This window comes from Acutalibacter sp. 1XD8-36, assembly GCF_009917525.1.
GTDB lineage: Bacteria > Bacillota > Clostridia > Oscillospirales > Acutalibacteraceae > Acutalibacter.
Genome location: NZ_QZDU01000008.1, coordinates 22,122 through 39,461, shown reverse-complemented (window position 1 = coordinate 39,461; position 17,340 = coordinate 22,122). Strand labels below are relative to the sequence as shown.

Below are 17,340 nucleotides of genomic sequence, written 5' to 3'. Positions count from 1 at the left end.
ACGGATGCTTGGCGCTCCCGTACCGTCACGGTTCAAAAACCACCTCCATCCCGTCTGATTTTAGAATCATGGTAACTTTCTTGCCGTCATAGCCAACAGACAGGGCTGGGTCATTTGAAATCTTCAGACTGCCAATGCCATCCCTGCCGCACAGATAAACGCGGTCGGAATCCATACGGTTGATAAAGTACAGCCCCTGCTCAGTCAGGCAGAAGTCGGAAGCAACCACATTCCGAAACGGTCTTTCTTTGTGGGTTTTGGTGTCATACGCTGTCAGCAGAGAATTTTCGTTGATGAAGTAGATCGTCCGCCCATCAAACGCTATATTCCCCCTGGTGGGAATGTCCAGCACTTGCGTTCGCTGGATCGTCCTGCTTACTTCCGTAATCCCATCATTCGTAATAAAAAAGAGGCTGTCGTTGTTCAAGAAAAAGCCATAGCAGTATTGCAGAAACATCCAGGTATCCCCCACGGTATAGTCAATTCCCAGCAGAGATCGCCCGCTGTCCGTTATTTTCTCAAAAATAACCTGTTCCTCAAAGGTTTCTGTATCAAGCTGGACAATGGACACCTGGGTAGCTGTGCTGTTGTAGCTGCCGACCCGATCCACATACTGTTCTGTACGGGAGGTCATATAGTAAATATACGGGGCATCCATATAAACAGCCTTGATGGATTCCCCATCCGAAAAGGCCCCGAACAGCGGAGAGAGGGCCAAATCCGTCAAAGCGCCGGTTGCCCGGTTTTCCAGAGCGTAGGTCCGCGTCTGGTCATCGTAGACCACACTGTAAGTCACACTTTGCGAAGATGAATTGAATATCCCGTTTGCGGATTCTGCGACAGAGCAGCTGGACAGTGAGAGCAACACCAACAGGCAGAGCGCGGCAACCCCGCAGCCTCTGACGAGTTTTCTTCCGGACTGCCAGCAGTTTGTGTTTTGCCGCAGAACCCACCATACCATGAGGGAGCAGCACACAGCGGACAGGCCAAGTAGAGCCAGCAGATCCTGGGGGGAACGCTCTGAAAAAGTCACGATGGGTTCTCCTGTCAGCGAATCCTCCATGGAGGAGGCCCCCTCCAGAAAGCCGGTTGCCAGCAGGAACGGCAGGGGCAGCGGCAAGCGGTAGCAGATCTGTCTGGACAGGCCGATATACGGGATCAAGGTGGATGCCACTCCGATCACCACTGTTAGGGCATATTTCTTCACCAAAACGGAGAGAAAGAGCAGCAGGGCGGCGAGGTACACCGAGCCAAAGCAGCGCAGGACGGTCAAAATCAGATACGCGGCCAGCAGGGAGATGTTTTTTGTACTGCCCCCGAAACTGGCGATACTCTGAACAGGGTACTCCCCATTGGGCAGGCCGTATTTTATTCCGAAGAAAGCAAAGCGAATCAGGGCCAACCCTCCACAGAGGACAAACACAGCGCAGAGGGTCATCACGACTTTGCATCCGGCACTCTTGCGGCTCTGCGGTGCCGTCCGCAAAAGCGCGTCCATCTGGCAGCTATACTCCGAGCAAAAAACCGTAGCGGCCAAAATCAAAATGACAAGGAACAGAGGGAAGTCCAGCGCTTGGGAGGAAAACAGCCCCGCCCAGCCGTTTGTTTTCAGAAAGTAACGATTGCCAGTGTTCTCGCAGATATATAAATATTGCTGATACACAGCTTCAAAGCCATGCTCATGGGCCAAAACCGTGTTGACCTCCGCGATCTGCCGCTCATACTGTTCCTCTGTGATCTGGCCGCTGTAATAGCTTTCCTGGGACCCGGAGCGGGCATAACGGGCCTCCGTGATGGCCTGGGCCTCCTGCTCCAGCCAAGCGGCCTTTTCCTCTGTATACGCCCCGTCCAGCCGTTCCAGATACCACTCGTATTCCTCGCGGTATTCTTCCATCGCGCTGTTCTGCGGCCTATCGGCTGCGGCCAGCCAAACCGTACTGACCAGGAGCGCGGCCAGGATATAGCATAGGCCCCGCTGGTAAATCATCAGTTTTTTCCATTCATAAGAGAAAACACTCATTTTGCCCTCCCAACACAGCGGTGACAGTTTTCCGCTGACAGATAATAGATTGCGGCGGCAAGCACAAGGCCCGCTGTCAAAGAAATCCAAACTGCGGCCTGCCAGGTCAGGATGGGAAAGCCGCCCAGGTTCACAAACTCCGTTTTCCCCAGGAGAACACGGGTTGTCAGCAGAGAATAAGGGTTCAGCACTTTTGTCCAGAAGAAATTGGAGTAGGCGCAGGTGGCTCCGCTGACAATCAGCGCCATACAGAGGGCAAAGTTGATGACAAAGGGGAGCAGGGCATTTTTCCAGAACATCGAAACCAACAGCCAGAGCATCCCAATCATCCATGTACCGGCGCATTTGAGGGCCGAGGACAGGAGGACATACTGAAAAATGCTGAGATTGACGGAGCTTTCCGCAAAGCTCGGAATTGCGAACACCGGCAGGGCCAGCCCTTCCAGGGTCTGAAAGGAGGCCGCAAAGCCAATCAGGTCAAGGAGAGAAAACCACAGCGAGGTCAAAAGCAGAAACAGGGTGGCCGCAATGATTTTCGCCAGGGCTGTTTTTCTGCCGCCGTTGGGACTTATCAGTAACAGCATATCCATCTGCGTTTCCCGCTCGCTCACAAAGGTTCCGATGATCCCATAGAGACAGAGCAGGAGGGTCAGGACGATGGAAAAATCATAGTTCAGATAGTAATTGCACATTTCCCGGTAGGCAAAGGCAGGGATGGTGCGGCCAGCATAAAGATTATAGATCGCGCCGCTCTCCCTCTGCTGATAGACTGCTCCCCGTTCCCCATAGAGCGCGGCGCTTTGCCGCGCTCTGTTTGCCACTTGCTCCGACCGGCCGCTGTATTCATAGAAATACTGCATAGGTGTTACGAAATATTTGTCCAGCAGGTTCCTGTCGCTATACAGGTTCCCGGTCATGGTGTTGGGGTCATCGGTGGCTGTGCTTGCGGTCATATCTGACGTGGCCTCCACAAGAGGCTGATAAACCGCAAGCAAGCCTTCGATCTTCTCCGGGGTGATCTCTCCCCGGTATTCCTCATAAAGCTGCCAATGAAGCGTGTGCCAGCTCCGCTTTCCGTTCCCGTCTGTCAGATAGGAGTAGGATTTGTATTCGCCATAGATTTTGAACAGGTTGGCGAGGCTGAACACCACAAAGAGCACCAGAAGGGAGCGTTTACAGAACTGCTTGATAAACTCATACCGTATCAGACGTATCATGGCGCTCCCCCCTGCAATAGTACAAGAACACATCCTCCAGGTTGGGCTGGACAGGCTGTGCGGTCTTGAGCGGGCATCCATCCTCAACAATGCGGAGGGTAAACTGTCCGTCCTCCTGCTTCATGTTGCTGACACAGTACATATCGGTCAGCAGCGCGGCTCTTTCGGCCCCGGCGGTCACATTCCACACCTTGCCCTCAATGTTTTGTTCCAGCGCGGCGGGCGTTCCCTGCATGAGAAGCGTCCCCTGTTTCAGCAGCAGGATTTCCCGCGCGATGCACTCAACATCGGAAACAATGTGAGTTGCCAGCAGGATTGTCCGGCCCTGGGCAAACCGGGAGATCAGGTTCCGAAACCGTATCCTCTCGCTGGGGTCAAGACCGGCGGTAGGCTCGTCCAAAATCAGAATTTTGGGGTCGGACAGCATGGCCTGCACAATGCCGACACGCTGACGCATACCGCCGGAGAGCGCGCCGATTTTCTTGTCCTGCGCGTCCGTCAGGTTCACCGTGGCAAGCAGCTCCGAAACCCGGTCCTGCGCTTCACGGGAGGGAATGTCTTTCAGCGCACACATATAGAGCAGAAAATCCTTGACAGTAAAATCCCGATAGAAGATAGGATACTGCGGCATATAGCCGATTTGGGATAGGAACATCTTGCCCAGCGTTCTCACATCCTGTCCGTCCACCCGAATCGTGCCGCTGTCCCCGCGCAGGATACCCACAAAGGTATTGATAAGCGTTGTTTTCCCGGCCCCGTTTTCACCCAGCAGGCCGTACACACCCTCGCCCAGCGTGGCGGTAAAGTTTTTCAGGGCATACTTGTTTTTGTATCGCTTCGATACGCTTTCAAATGTGATTTCCATGTTACGCTCCAAACTCAAATGTAGATACCAGCGTATCAATTTCGCTGATACTGCCTCCAAGAACGACTACGGCGGTCTTGGCCGCGTCCAAAAGGTAAATCCTGGGGATGCGGTTGAAATATGTGGGGTCGGAGTTCTCGATCACTTCGGTGGCAACCAATGCGCCGGAGGCCACGTCATAGACGCGAACAGTCAGATTACTGCCCAGAACAGCGGTAGCGACATAGTTCCCCTGCTCCGAGCCGTACACGCCGTCTTTACCCTCACCGCTGGCGGAGAAGGAGAGCGTATTGGCGCTGCCCGTTGCCCGGTCGATCCAAAGCAGTGTGCCGTTGGCCTGGGTAAAGGTCTGCGGGAAAAACAACCGACTGACGCTGCTCTGCATTTCTTCCATTTCATAGTCGGACGGTTTTGTGAGTTTCAGACCGCTGCCATCCACGGCGATGCTCCCGTGGACGGAAAAGCCTTCCTCGCCGTCTACTGCGGGAATCGAGTTGCCGCTGCCAAAGAACACGATCTGGCTGTTATCTTGGGCAAAGGCAACACCATTCAGCATCGAAACACTCATGCTGGCTGTTCCGGCGTTTTGGGCCACGTCCAGGAGGGTAGTAAGGCTCCCGCTTTCCAGGTCATACAGATACAGCCCGCGCATAGCGGCAAACGCCAGCTTCTTTCCGTCCGTGGAGGCCGCTACGCCCCCGGTTTCGCTGACAACAAAATCTCCCTGCAAAAGCTCATTCACCGCGATCTCCTTGTTCAGAGAGAGTGAGCTGTCGTAGATGTACGCCATCATGCCGCTATCGCCCATGCCAGACAGGACGTAGCCCCCGTCAATGGCCTGCGCTTCAAAGTCGCGCAGAGGCGCTTCTGCGGTGGCCAGCACCGAGGAAGTCCCGGTGTCGTAGAGATACAGCTTGTCCGCCAGCACAAAAAGAGTTCCGTTCCCGGCATAGGCGCAGCTCTGGAGCTTACCGCCAAACAGGGCGGGGTCGAAGGTGCAGGATGTACCAGCCTGGGAAATGGGCTGGTTCTGCTGTCCGTCAGAGGGCGGGACAGTGACAACGGATGTATCGGAGGGGACGTTTCCCGAAACCGCAGGGACAGGGACATCCGTCTTGCCGCAGGCGGACAATGCCAGTGTGAAAGGCAGCGCCAATGTGATGCAGAATGTCTTTTTCATGTTCAGTTCTCCTTATACAATAAAATAGAATTGGTCTTAAAGAACGGGCCGGAGGCTCCGCCCTGGGGGACGGCCACACAGTAGAAGGTGTTAAACTGCCCCAGCTTGTCCGGGTCGATCACGGCTTCAAGCTCCATAACGCCGCCTTTGCTCAATGTAATGGAGCAGGAGGTGCTTCCGTCAAATTTCACCGGCTGATGATCCAGGAAAAAAGCGATGCTGTAACTTGTTCCGGCTGTGCCGCACATGGTAAATTGCAGGGGAACAGGAGTGGAAACGCACAGGTTGTCATAGGTGATGCCGCCGTCACAGGAGAAGGTATAATAGATTCCACTGTCCAGCGTGTCCATGCTCACACCGCCCCAGCCGTATTTGGGAAGCTCGTTTTCCACATACTGCGCTGTGGCCTTTTCCTCCCGCACTTCGCTTTGTGAAAAGATTTCCCGGACAGGCGGAAGGTCTGAATGGGCGGCGGGGGCGTCTACGTTGAACTTCAATTCAACATAGGAATCCAGCGTCTTATGATACCAGCCATAGCTGGATGTGGATTCCATATCCGGCTGGAAGTCCGGGTTCATGATGCTCACCACGGTCAGGGTCAGCGTATCGCCGGTACTGCCGGTCACAGGCTCAAAGAGGAAGGAAAAGGTCTGATCCTCTGCTGTGGGGAAGCTGTGGCAATACTCATACTCCGCTGTGGTATCGTTCACCTTGTAGGGCTGGGGCTGGCCGTCCAGAAACAGGAGAAATCCAACGGTATCCATTTTTCCGCTAAGAGAAAACTGGTACTCCAGCCGAAACTCGCCGCCGTCATAGGGGAATGGCAGACGCTCCCCACTCTCGGAGAAATCAGCCGAAGCAGCTTCGTGGGTGAGCATTGCCAGAAACCCGGCATCCTCCTCCGCTGCCTCAAACGGGTTTGCCGCAACAGCCTGTGACGGCGGGGGTGTACTGTCTGGAATGGCATAGTTCCCGCAGGCGGCGAGGGATAAAAGTGCGCCGCATATCAAGAGAACGGCAATCAATCGTTTTCGCATACATGGCCTCCTTTGCTTTGATGGGTCGAGTATAACGGGCAAAGGTCAAAATTCGGTCAAGGAAAGCGAAATGCCGCCCAAGTTTTTTGGGCGGCATCCGGGGGATTTTGCCAGAAAGCAAAAATTCCCTGTGAAACCAGAATTTACACTTTTAAGTTTTCCTTTTCATATGATCTAAAATCATAAAGGTGACTGGTTTGAAAAGAACATAAAGAACATACCCGAGCATTCCGCCAATCACGTTCGTGATTAAATCTGTCACATCCGAAGACCTGAAGCCGCCAATGAGCGGCTGCAGCAGCTCAATACCCAGACTCATCATAAAACAGAAAAATACTGTTATAAAAAATCCGGCGCCTTTCTTTCGGGTCAGTGGAAACAGAAAACCAAATGGCATGGTCATGACAACGTTTAACACAACCTGCTTTACAAAGTCCCCTCTTTCCATCATAACATCAATAAATGGCACCATGTTCATGGGAGTGTAAGGGTGATTCAGAATAAACGGGAGTTCAACTATAATTGGCATAAGCGTGAAATAAAGCACAAAAGAAAGATATATATACATCAGCGTATTGACAAGCAGCACATCGCGGCCTCCGCTTTTCCATTTCTTCAAAAAAACGAACGCATAATAAGAAGGCCAACGCCGTAAAATCGATCAAGTATTTCATAATACCCCTTCTTTTAAATGTCGGTTTATTGTTCCTGCATTATACACCTCTTTCTCCCAAAAAGCAAGCGGCCCCTTACTCATTGCCACAGTGGGGGTTATTCGATCTTGATGGAGGCTTTCACGCAGGCTCCATGGGTCGGTTGATTTGCAAGCTCTATGGCTCCCCCATGCTTCTGGCAAAGCACCCGGCTCACCGCCAGCCCCAGCCCCAAGTGCTGGCCGGAGGTATCCTCGGAGTAGAACAGGGCAGTTTTCTTTTGCAGCAGCTTGTCCGAAAAGCCCGGCCCGTCATCGGTCACGGTGGCCGACAGCGTTCCGTGTTCCAGGTAAAAGGCGAGTTCAATTTGATGTTCCGCAAAACGCAGGGCATTGGAGATCAGGTTTTCCAGAACGCGGTATAACAGTTCCCCGTCAAGGACGGCCCTCCCCTTCGGCACATGGAGGTCACAGGAAAAACGCACCTCGGTATTCTGAAACAGGATAGATAGAGAATCCGCCATGTGCTGTAAAAACTCAGGAAGTTCCACTTCTCTGCGGTGGACTTCTGTTTCTTCGATAGCGCCCAGGTCACGCATGGTATCTGTGTAGCGGCCCATGCGCTCCGCGGTAATGCCGAGATTGGAGAGCGCCTTTTCCAGTTTTTCCTCTGTCAAAGTCCCGCCCCGGTTGTTCTCCTGCAAATACTCCACATAGCCGGTCATAATGGCGATAGGGTTACGCAGATCATGGGCCACGGACGCCTGCAATGCGCGGCGCTCCTCCAGCATACTCCACATCTGACGGCTGTTCTCATATAGGGTCTGCCGCATTTTCTCAAAGGCGGTACAGAGCTGGCCCAATTCATCCTGCCCGTCAAAAGTGATTCGAAAGTTCAAATCCCGGTCTTGAATATGCGTGGTGGCATCCGTCAGGACAATAATCGGTGGCTCCAGCACCTTGTGATAAAACCACCACGCGCACAAAGTAATTCCAATCACAGCAAACAGGAAGGGCAGCAGCACTATACAAATCTGCGAAATGCGGTAGGCCGTTCTCGCTTTCGGGGAAAGCATGGAGTAGCTGGATTCCATACGCTCTATCATGTAGCTCGTCTGTCCCTGATTCTCGTTGTGTTCCTGGCTGTCCGCTACCAGTTGGCCGAATGGCTCTGGTGAGCTATCAAGGACATACCTCATCTTTGCCTCTGTGACCGTACCATCCGGGGCGGTTGTCTGCTGCGTCAGCCAAACCTCATTGGAATCAGGGAGAATGTGTTTTTGAAAGCGGTAACAGCCGAAAATCGCAAGGGCGCTGCAAAAGAACACAATCAGCATTGTGACCGCCACAGCCTTTATAAAGGAGTTTTTCACTGATTGCCTTTTTATTTTTTCCACCGGTAGCCCATCCCCCAAACTGTTTCGATGTACTCACTCCCGCTGGCCTGCATGAGCTTTGCGCGGATTTTTCGGATATGCTCCTTAATCACGTTGCTGTCGCCCTCTGCGTCATATCCCCATACCGTCTCATAAATACGCTCCTTGTCAAAAACCTGATTTGGATTAGATGAGAGAAACTCAATGATGTCAAATTCCCTCTTGGAAAAGGAAAGCTCCTGCTCGTTCCAAAATACTTTTCGATCAGAAAGGTTGATAATCAGCCCCTGGGAGGTCACAACCTCCGGCGGGCGGTTGTTCCGCTCGTCCCGGCGCAGATGGGCCTCGATGCGGGCAACCAATTCCCGCAAGCTGAAAGGCTTGGTGATATAGTCGTCTCCTCCGGCCCGCAGGCCGTTGACCTTATCCTGCTCGGTGATCCGCGCCGTCAGGAAGAGGATAGGGCAGACGATATGATTCCGAATGACCTTGCACAGCTCCAGCCCGTCCATCCCCGGCATATTGATGTCCAGAAGGATGAGATTCGGCTTTGTATTCAGCTTCGCCAAGGCTTCATCGCTGCTGTTGGCTACGGAAACCGTATAGCCGTGATCCTGCAAATGGGTTGAAAGCAGTTCGGTTAGGATAAGCTCATCATCAACGATCAAAATTCTGTATGCCATGCGAACACCTCCAGTCTTTTTCATCATATAGTGAGAAAGTCAAAATTTGGTCAAGGTCATATACATTCTTCGAGATTAGCAGATTTTGTCCGCCAGCCGTTATTCTATCACGGCTGCAAATATATTGCAATGCCACACCATATTAACAGAAGCGGCTACCGAAAATAATGAAAGGAAACAAGCGGTCAAATATGTTACAAAAAGCAGGCAATCACTAATTATGTGTGACTGCCTGCTAAAATAGGAATAGGGATGAGTTGTGTCAACTTATGGCTCGACCTGCTCACTTGGTTCGTCCAGGTCCAAGCTTGGAACGATGGCAGTGTCGGGGTATTCGGCAGACATACTGCCCTTGTCGGGAATGCCCTGTGAACGCCCCACGACAAAATTCTCACTGCATGGCATATTGATGATGGATGCCACGATTTTGATAACTTCCTCCACCTCCAGCCGCTGTGCCAATACCTCGTACTCCACCCCATCCAGCGTGAACGAGGCTGTATAGATGTCGTAATACCCCGCTGGCATATTTGAAAGACCGTCAGCGGCCTTTTTTGTGGAGTCAAAGGGGCCATGCTTCATGGAGCAGTGGTTGAGGGTAACGGCTACTCCGCCAAAGTCGGTAGTACGATCCTCATCTACCGGAAGCAGGCCACAATGAATGATACCCAGCTTGGAAACTGTGATGGTAAAGCCCTTGGGAATTATAATATCGTCATCAGACTTGGGACTCCCGTCCTCCTAGAAATCTGCCCAGAAGCCCCGGCTTACCTGATCTTCAATCACTTTCTCAGTAGTATTGTCTCGGTAGATGGTTGCGGTGACTGCCTGCCCACCGCCGGTCAACCCATCGGGGATATAAGGCACATTCAGTTCCCAGCCATAGTAAGATCCTGCTCCTCCATGTCCCCCTCCACTGTACGAGGCGAGGCCAGACAAAGCATTATGCTATGATTGTGCGGTTTTCGGTGCGTATCTTTACAGCAGATTTGCGCCGTTGCTCGCAGAGAATTTGTGCCGCTGCTGGAGGCGAGGCAGGTGCCCCTCACAAATCGCCGCAAATGCCCCAAAACGGCGTTCTGGGCCTGCTCTCGTTTACTTTCCTCGAGAGCGGCCTCAGTTCGCCTGATAAGGCCCTCACAGGGGCCACAAACGGATCAGACCCGTAACTGGCATGCCTGGTCATGCCGCCATGGGCGCCAATAATAGCGACGACGAACACGCCGCATAGTTCGGGTTCACCAAAACTCTCCCGCATCCGGGTGGCCGGTTCTTTTCTGCTGCTTTTACCCTAAACTGACGTTTGACTAGGGTTTCTTTTTTCAGTTTTCCGAAACGCCGCATTCTCCCTCGTTCCCAGCTTTTGCTCGAACCTGTCCTTACGGGTGTCCTCAGGAATGGGTGTTGGGTAACGCCCGTTGAAACAGGCGGCGCAAATACCGCAGCTCCCCGCCAGCCGGTCAAGGGCGTCTACCGGCAGATAGCCCAGGGAGTCTGCTCCAATGATGGCGGCAGTCTCCTCTACTGTATGCCTGCACGCAATCAGGTTGTCTTGGGAGTCGATGTCCGTGCCATAGTAGCAGGGGTGCAGAAATGGCGGCGATGACACCCTTAGGTGTATCTCTTTGGCGCCTGCCTCCCGCAGCAGCTTGACTATGCGTCCACTGGTGGTCCCTCTCACGATGGAGTCGTCCACCAGCACCAGCTTCCGGCCCTTCACCGCAGACTCTATGGGGCTTAGCTTAATGCGCACCTGGTCCAGACGCTGGGCCTGGATTGGAGAGATGAATGTGCGGCCAATGTACTTGTTCTTAATGAGTCCCATGCCATAAGGGATTCCGGATGCCCTGCTGAAGCCCAGGGCCGCGTCCAGACCAGAGTCCGGCACACCGATAACCAGGTCGGCGTTTGCGGGGCGCCGCGCTGCCAGCAGTTCTCCGGCCCGCTGCCTTGCCAGGTGCACGGGTATTCCGTCCAGCACCGAGTCGGGCCTTGCAAAATAGATATACTCAAAAACACAGAGCCTTTTCGGCTTCCGGCCGCAGTGCTCTCGGTATGACGCCATTCCGCCGGGACCGAAAACCAAAATTTCCCCCGGCTCCAGGTCTCGCTCAAATTCTGCGCCAATGGCCGCCAGAGCGCAGCTCTCTGAGGCCACGGCGTACCCGCCGCCGGAAAGCCTGCCGTAACATAATGGCCGGAAACCAAAGGGGTCCCGGGCGGCTATGAGCTTTTGGGCAGACATAAGCACCAGAGAGTAGGCTCCGTCCAACTCGTCCATGGCCGCGCACAGGGCTGTTTCAATGGAGGAAGCGCGCAGGCGCTGCTGGGTGACAATATAAGCGATAATCTCCGTGTCGCTGGTGGTGTGGAAAATAGCGCCGGAAAGCTCCAGACTGTTTCGGAGCCCGGCGGCATTGCTAAGGTTGCCGTTGTGGGCCAGGGCCATTTTCCCTTTCTGATGGTTCACCTCTATGGGCTGGCAGTTCCTGCGCCCGCTGCCTCCGGTGGTGCCGTAGCGCACATGGCCCACCCCCATGTTTCCTTTAGGCAGGCGGCCCAGCGCCTCTGGGGTGAACACCTCTCCCAGCAGGCCAACGTCCTTATGGGACGCGAAGACGCCGTCGTCGTTTATCACAATCCCGCAGCTCTCTTGTCCCCGGTGCTGAAGGGCAAAAAGGCCGTAATAGCAGAGCTCGGCCGCCTCTGCGCGGTCTGGCAGCCACACACCGAAAATTCCGCATTCCTCATGTATACTCATGCGCGCCTCTCCTTTATTCTCCGCTGGCCCCATAGTTTGCCAGCACTCTTGCCGACGGGTCGTCTACTTTACAGCCCTCCCATTCCGGATTGGGCATCCAAAAACCATCGATTAGCTGTCCCTGGCCAGGATAGTATTTCTCAAACAATTCTCTATACAGCAGGGCTTCTTTCGTAAAGGGCCGGGCGTGGGTATAGGACTTGCTTTTTGCCTCAAACGCCTTGTCTGTGTAAAGCCCCTCGGCATACTCCTTCAAATAGTCCACCATAGAGTGGCCTACCGCGTCGGAAAAAGCCGCTTTTTCCCGCCAGAGAATTTCCTCCGGCAGAAAATCCCCCTGAGCAAAAGCCCTTCGCAGAAGATACTTGCCCTTGCCGTAGGTATTCAGCTTTTTCTCCGGGTCAACAGACATAACGTACTCCACAAAGTCCAAATCGCCAAAGGGCACCCTGGCCTCCAAAGAGTTGACGGAGATACAGCGGTCGGCCCGGAGAACATCGTACATATGCAGCTCCCGGATGCGTTTCTCAGATTCCTTCTGGAAAGCCTGGGCGCTTGGGGCGAAGTCCGTATACTTATAGCCAAACAGCTCATCGGATATTTCTCCAGTAAGAAGAACCCGGATGTCTGTATTCTCATGGATATATTTGCATACCAGGAACATGCCCACACTGGCGCGGATAGTGGTAATATCGAATGTCCCCAGGACCGCCACCACTGTCTCCAGAGCGTCCAGCACGTCTTGTCTGGTGATTATAACCTGGGTGTGGCTGCTGCCGATAAAGTCCGCAGCCTGCCGGGCATATTTCAGGTCTATGGCGTCTCCCTCCATGCCAATCGCAAAGGTGCGGATTGGCGTTTTACAGTACCGCTGCGCCACGGCGCAGACCAGGGATGAGTCAAGACCGCCGGAAAGAAGGAATCCCAGCTTCGCGTCTGAAACCAACCGCTTCTTTATGCCCGCAGTGAGCTTAGCCCGGATGTTTTCGCATATCGTGTCCATATCGTCGTGGCAGACCCTCTCGGTCCGGGAAATATCCCTGTAGGGGACAAACCTCCCGGCTTTGTAATAATGTCCCGGCGGAAAGGGCCGTATCTCCCCGCATAGGCCTATCAGGTCCTTGGGCTCGCTGGCAAAGAGCATGGCGCCGCTTTCCCCCCAGCCGTAGTACAGGGGACGGATGCCGATGGGGTCCCGGGCGGCTATGTACTCTCCTGTGTTTCCATCATATATAACACAGGCAAATTCCGCGTCCAGCAGGTTAAACATGCCGGCGCCATACTCCCTGTAAAGGGGCAGCAGTACCTCGCAGTCAGAGCCGCTTTGAAAGACGTATCTGTCTGCGAGCTGCTGTTTGAACTTTTCAAAGCCGTATAACTCGCCGTTGCAGACCACATAGCTGCCGTCCAGCTCAAAGGGCTGCATGCCCTGAGGGCTTAGGCCCATGATAGCCAGGCGATGGAAGCCCATAAAGCCGTTGCCAGTATCGATAAACCGGGTGTCGTCCGGGCCCCGGGACAAGCTGCGGTCAAAGCATGCCTTTACAAGGTCAGGCTGGTTGCAGGGGCCGCAGCAGCTGATGATTGAACACATAAGAATCCCTCCGTGAAAGCGGAACAGGCGGGGTCACAACGAGCCCCGCTCTCCGCATGGCATATTATTCAACGTCCTGCAGCGCGTCATATCCGGTCTCGCCGGTACGCACTTTCACTACGTCCTCCACATCATAGATAAATATCTTGCCGTCGCCGATATGGCCGGTATACAGCACCCTTTTTGCCGTCTCTACAACCGAGGAGACCGGTACCCGGCTGACAACGATATCCACCTGTATCTTGGGCAGAAGGCTGGCTTCCACCTGCACGCCTCTGTAATACTCGGGCTTGCCCTTTTGTACACCGCAGCCCAGCACATGGGAAACCGTCATGCCGGTGATGCCCAGGGCCATCATGGCGGACTTCAGGGCCTCGAACCGGCTCTCCCGGCAGATAATCTCAACCTTCGTGAGCTTGGGCACGCCGTCAGGAACTAGGGTGGGCTCTTTTTTCACCGGGATAGCTTCAGCGGCCGGCGTGTCTCCGGTAACGGCTATGACATTCCCGCAGCCGTAGTCCAGGCTCTCAACCGCTGGGGCAAAGTCCGCGTAGGCGCTTAGCAGGCCGTGTTCGGTGCTGTCAAGGCCCTTGATCTCCTCCTCCGGCTCAACACGCAGGCCAACGGTTCTTTTGATTATCGCAAACGTGACGGTCATCAGCGCAGCCGTCCAGGCAAGGATTGCCAGGATGCCCAGCAGCTGTACCCACAGCAGGCCGGGGTCGCCGGTGTAGAACAGTCCCCTGAGGCCTGCCGGAGCGTCAGGGTTAGCCAGAAGCCCCACAGCGGCGGTGCCCCATACGCCATTGGCAAGGTGCACGCCTACAGCGCCTACCGGGTCGTCGATGTGCAGCTTGAGGTCCAGGATTTCGACCACCGCAACCACCAGAATTCCGGAAACAATTCCCACAATCACCGAGCCCAGGGCGTCCAGGGCGTCGCACCCAGCGGTAATACCCACCAGGCCTGCCAAGGATGCGTTCAGACACATGGAAACATCCGGCTTACCATTCTTTATCCAGGTAAACAGCATGGTGGTAACCGTGGCCACAGCCGGCGCAATGGTGGTAGTCAGGAAAATAGAGGCCAGGGAGGTGTTGTCCCAAGCGGCCGCGCCGTTGAAGCCGTACCATCCAAACCATAGGATGAAACAGCCCAGAGCCCCCAGGGTGATGGAGTGGCCGGGTATGGCGTTTACCTTCTTCACCTTGCCTTCTTCATCCTCCATGTACTTGCCAAGCCTTGGACCCACCAGAACGGCCCCAATCAGCGCCGTGACGCCGCCCACGGAGTGGATGGCCGCAGAGCCGGCAAAATCATGGAAGCCCAGCTGGACCAGCCAGCCTTGGCTGTTCCAGACCCATCCGGCCTCAACAGGGTATACGAACAGGGAGATTACTCCGGAATAAATACAGTAGGACAAAAACTTGGTGCGCTCGGCCATAGCGCCGGAGACAATGGTGGCCGCCGTGGCGCAGAACACCAGATTAAACACAAAGCTGGAGGCATTTTCTTCAATAAAACCAGGAAAATTACGGAATATATCCAGGTTTGGTATACCGATAAAACCCATCACATAGTCCTCGGCCATCATCAGGCTGAAGCCCAAAAGTACGAACACCACTGTGCCAATGCAGAAGTCCATCAGGTTCTTCATAATAATATTGCCTGCGTTTTTGGCTCGGGTGAAACCGGTCTCCACCATAGCGAAACCAGCCTGCATAAAGAACACCAGGGCCGCGCCAATGAGAAACCAGACCCCGAATACCTGTGTGCTCACAGTTTCCGTCACCAGGGATATAATCTGCTCCGCTCCCATAATATCCACACTCCTTTAAGTTACAATGTTTTTACCTTACGCTGAAAAGTATATCGCCGTAGCTGGGATAGGGCCAGAACTCTTTGGCAGTGATGGTCTCAGCCCGGTCGCATACCATCCGAAGCTCCTTCATGTGCTTTAAGAGCACATCACGCACCGTATAGCCCTGCTCCTCTACCGTGCCAGAGAGCTCTCCGACAGCTTCCTCCAGCAGGCCCGCGCGCTGAGAAATCTCATGGGCCAGCTGTGACAGCTCCTTTATTAAATCCAGCTCATAGGCACTGTCCAGCCCGGCGTCAAGGGATTTCTTTGCCGAGGCGGCCTCCAGCAGCTTTACGGTGTAGGTCTCTACTGCCGGGGCAATCTGGCGGCGGGCCATGCTGACCATAGTGTTTGCTTCTATGGTAACGGTCTTGACATAATTTTCCAGCATAATCTCACAACGGGATTCCAGCTCCGCCCGGCTGTATACCCCCTGGGAGGTGAGCATTGTCACATTTTTTTCGTCCAGCAGATGGGGCATGCAGTCCGGGGTGGTGGGATAGTTCAGCAGGCCGCGCTTTTTAGTGGCCTCCTCTATCCATGAACCGTCATAGCCGTTGCCATTAAAGATGATATTCTTATGGTCCTTTATTGTTTTGCGTATCATCTCATGCAGGGCGGACTCAAAGTCCGCCGACCCCTCCAGCCGGTCGGCGTATATCCTCAGGCTCTCGGCTACAGCGGCGTTCAGCATGATGTTGGCACAGGCAATGCTGTTGGAGGAACCCAGCATACGGAACTCAAACTTGTTGCCTGTGAAAGCAAAGGGCGAGGTACGGTTGCGGTCCGTGGTATCCCGGTTAAACTTGGGCAGCACATCAACCCCCAGCTTCATCTGGGTTTTCTGGGCCCCGGCATAGGGCGCGCCGGTCTCTATGGCCTCCAGAACGCCGTTAAGCTCATCGCCCAGAAATATGCTGACAACCGCCGGAGGGGCCTCGTTGGCTCCAAGCCTATGGTCGTTGCCCGCGGTCGCTACAGCTATGCGCAGCAGGTCCTGGTAGTCGTCCACAGCCTTGATCACCGCGCAGAGAAACAGGAGGAACTGGGCGTTCTCATAGGGGGTCTCCCCAGGGGAGAGCAAATTTACGCCCGCGTCGGTAGAAATGGACCAGTTGTTGTGCTTGCCGCTGCCGTTTACTCCGTCAAAGGGCTTTTCGTGCAGAAGGCACACCAGGCCGTGCCTGGCGGCTACCTTTTGCATAACCTCCATGGCCAGCTGGTTGTGGTCCGTGGCCACGTTGGTGGTGGTATAGATGGGGGCCAGCTCGTGCTGTGCGGGCGCCACTTCGTTATGCTCGGTCTTAGCCAGTATCCCCAGTTTCCACAGCTCGTCATTCAGCTCCTCCATATAGGCCGCCACCCGGGGTTTTATTACGCCGAAGTAGTGGTCGTCCATCTCCTGTCCTTTGGGAGGGCGCTTGCCAAAGAGGGTACGGCCGGTGAAACGCAAATCCGGGCGCTTATCGTACATCTCCTGGGTTATGAGGAAGTATTCCTGTTCGGGCCCCACAGAGGTGCGCACGCACTTTACCTCCTTGTTGCCGAACAACCTGATAATGCGCATGGCCTGATTGTTAAGGGCCGCCATGGAGCGCAGCAAGGGCGTTTTCTTATCCAGAGCCTCGCCGCCGTAGGAACAGAAAGCTGTAGGGATACACAAGGTTTTTCCCTTTATAAAAGCGTAGGAGGTGGGGTCCCAGGCGGTATATCCCCGGGCCTCGAAGGTTGCTCTGAGACCTCCGGAAGGGAATGAGGAGGCGTCGGGCTCACCCTTAATCAATTCCTTGCCGGAAAACTCCATGATTACTCCGCCGTCGGGGGAGGGAGAGATAAAGCTGTCGTGTTTTTCGGCGGTAACGCCGGTAAGCGGCTGGAACCAGTGGGTATAGTGGGTGGCGCCCTTAGATACCGCCCAGTCCTTCATAGCGCTGGCAACAGCGTCAGCCACCCCAGGGTCCAGTCTGGCGCCCCTTTCAATCGTCCTGTGCAAGGACTTATATACATCTGAGGGAAGGTTGGCTTTCATCACCCGGTCATCAAAGACCATGCTGCCGAAATATTCCTGAACCAGTTTCATAATACGCACATCCT

The 17,340-nt window shown here is 54.4% G+C and carries 13 protein-coding genes; all 13 read right to left on the bottom strand.

Translation table 11 applies throughout. From position 1 onward, the window contains the following. Nucleotides 1-25: 25 nt before the first annotated feature. Complete coding sequence (locus D5270_RS12290; RefSeq protein WP_166544389.1) at nucleotides 26-2,020, bottom strand: ABC transporter permease; 1,995 nt, start codon at nucleotides 2,018-2,020, stop codon at nucleotides 26-28. Then, a complete protein-coding gene (locus D5270_RS12285; RefSeq protein ID WP_166544388.1) occupies nucleotides 2,017-3,237 on the bottom strand; it encodes an ABC transporter permease in 1,221 nt (406 codons plus the stop codon). Before D5270_RS12285 ends, D5270_RS12290 begins: the two co-directional genes overlap by 4 nt. Continuing rightward, the gene (locus D5270_RS12280; protein WP_166544387.1) at nucleotides 3,215-4,102 is read right to left on the bottom strand and encodes an ABC transporter ATP-binding protein; all 888 of its coding nucleotides are present in this window, start codon (nucleotides 4,100-4,102) and stop codon (nucleotides 3,215-3,217) included. The genes D5270_RS12285 and D5270_RS12280 overlap by 23 nt, the downstream gene beginning before the upstream one ends. Before the next feature lies 1 nt (nucleotide 4,103). Next, the gene (locus D5270_RS12275) at nucleotides 4,104-5,282 is read right to left on the bottom strand and encodes a hypothetical protein (RefSeq protein ID WP_166544386.1); all 1,179 of its coding nucleotides are present in this window, start codon (nucleotides 5,280-5,282) and stop codon (nucleotides 4,104-4,106) included. 2 nt (nucleotides 5,283-5,284) lie between these two features. Beyond that, nucleotides 5,285-6,319, bottom strand: coding sequence for a hypothetical protein (locus D5270_RS12270; RefSeq protein ID WP_166544385.1), 1,035 nt, complete (start codon nucleotides 6,317-6,319; stop codon nucleotides 5,285-5,287). A gap of 151 nt (nucleotides 6,320-6,470) precedes the next feature. Then, entirely contained in the window at nucleotides 6,471-6,908 is a 438-nt protein-coding gene (locus D5270_RS12265) for a VanZ family protein (protein ID WP_166544384.1), read from the bottom strand. Between the two features lie 182 nt (nucleotides 6,909-7,090). Beyond that, complete coding sequence (locus D5270_RS12260) at nucleotides 7,091-8,344, bottom strand: sensor histidine kinase (RefSeq protein WP_166544383.1); 1,254 nt, start codon at nucleotides 8,342-8,344, stop codon at nucleotides 7,091-7,093. An 11-nt stretch (nucleotides 8,345-8,355) separates the two neighbouring features. After that, nucleotides 8,356-9,030 carry a response regulator transcription factor gene (locus D5270_RS12255; RefSeq protein WP_166544382.1) on the bottom strand — a complete coding sequence of 225 codons (675 nt, stop codon included), beginning with the start codon at nucleotides 9,028-9,030 and terminating at the stop codon, nucleotides 8,356-8,358. Nucleotides 9,031-9,297: 267 nt separating this feature from the next. Then, the gene (locus D5270_RS12250) at nucleotides 9,298-9,612 is read right to left on the bottom strand and encodes a hypothetical protein (RefSeq protein WP_166544381.1); all 315 of its coding nucleotides are present in this window, start codon (nucleotides 9,610-9,612) and stop codon (nucleotides 9,298-9,300) included. Nucleotides 9,613-10,321: 709 nt separating this feature from the next. Then, nucleotides 10,322-11,791, bottom strand: a complete 1,470-nt coding sequence (purF, locus tag D5270_RS12245) for an amidophosphoribosyltransferase (RefSeq protein WP_166544380.1) — start codon at nucleotides 11,789-11,791, stop codon at nucleotides 10,322-10,324. Nucleotides 11,792-11,804: 13 nt separating this feature from the next. Then, nucleotides 11,805-13,385, bottom strand: coding sequence for an asparagine synthase B (gene asnB / locus D5270_RS12240; protein ID WP_166544379.1), 1,581 nt, complete (start codon nucleotides 13,383-13,385; stop codon nucleotides 11,805-11,807). Between the two features lie 64 nt (nucleotides 13,386-13,449). After that, nucleotides 13,450-15,204, bottom strand: a complete 1,755-nt coding sequence (locus D5270_RS12235) for an ammonium transporter (protein ID WP_166544378.1) — start codon at nucleotides 15,202-15,204, stop codon at nucleotides 13,450-13,452. Nucleotides 15,205-15,235: 31 nt separating this feature from the next. Continuing rightward, nucleotides 15,236-17,326 (bottom strand): glutamine synthetase III family protein, encoded by a 2,091-nt coding sequence (locus D5270_RS12230; protein ID WP_166544377.1) that lies wholly within the window; start codon nucleotides 17,324-17,326, stop codon nucleotides 15,236-15,238. Nucleotides 17,327-17,340: the final 14 nt, after the last annotated feature.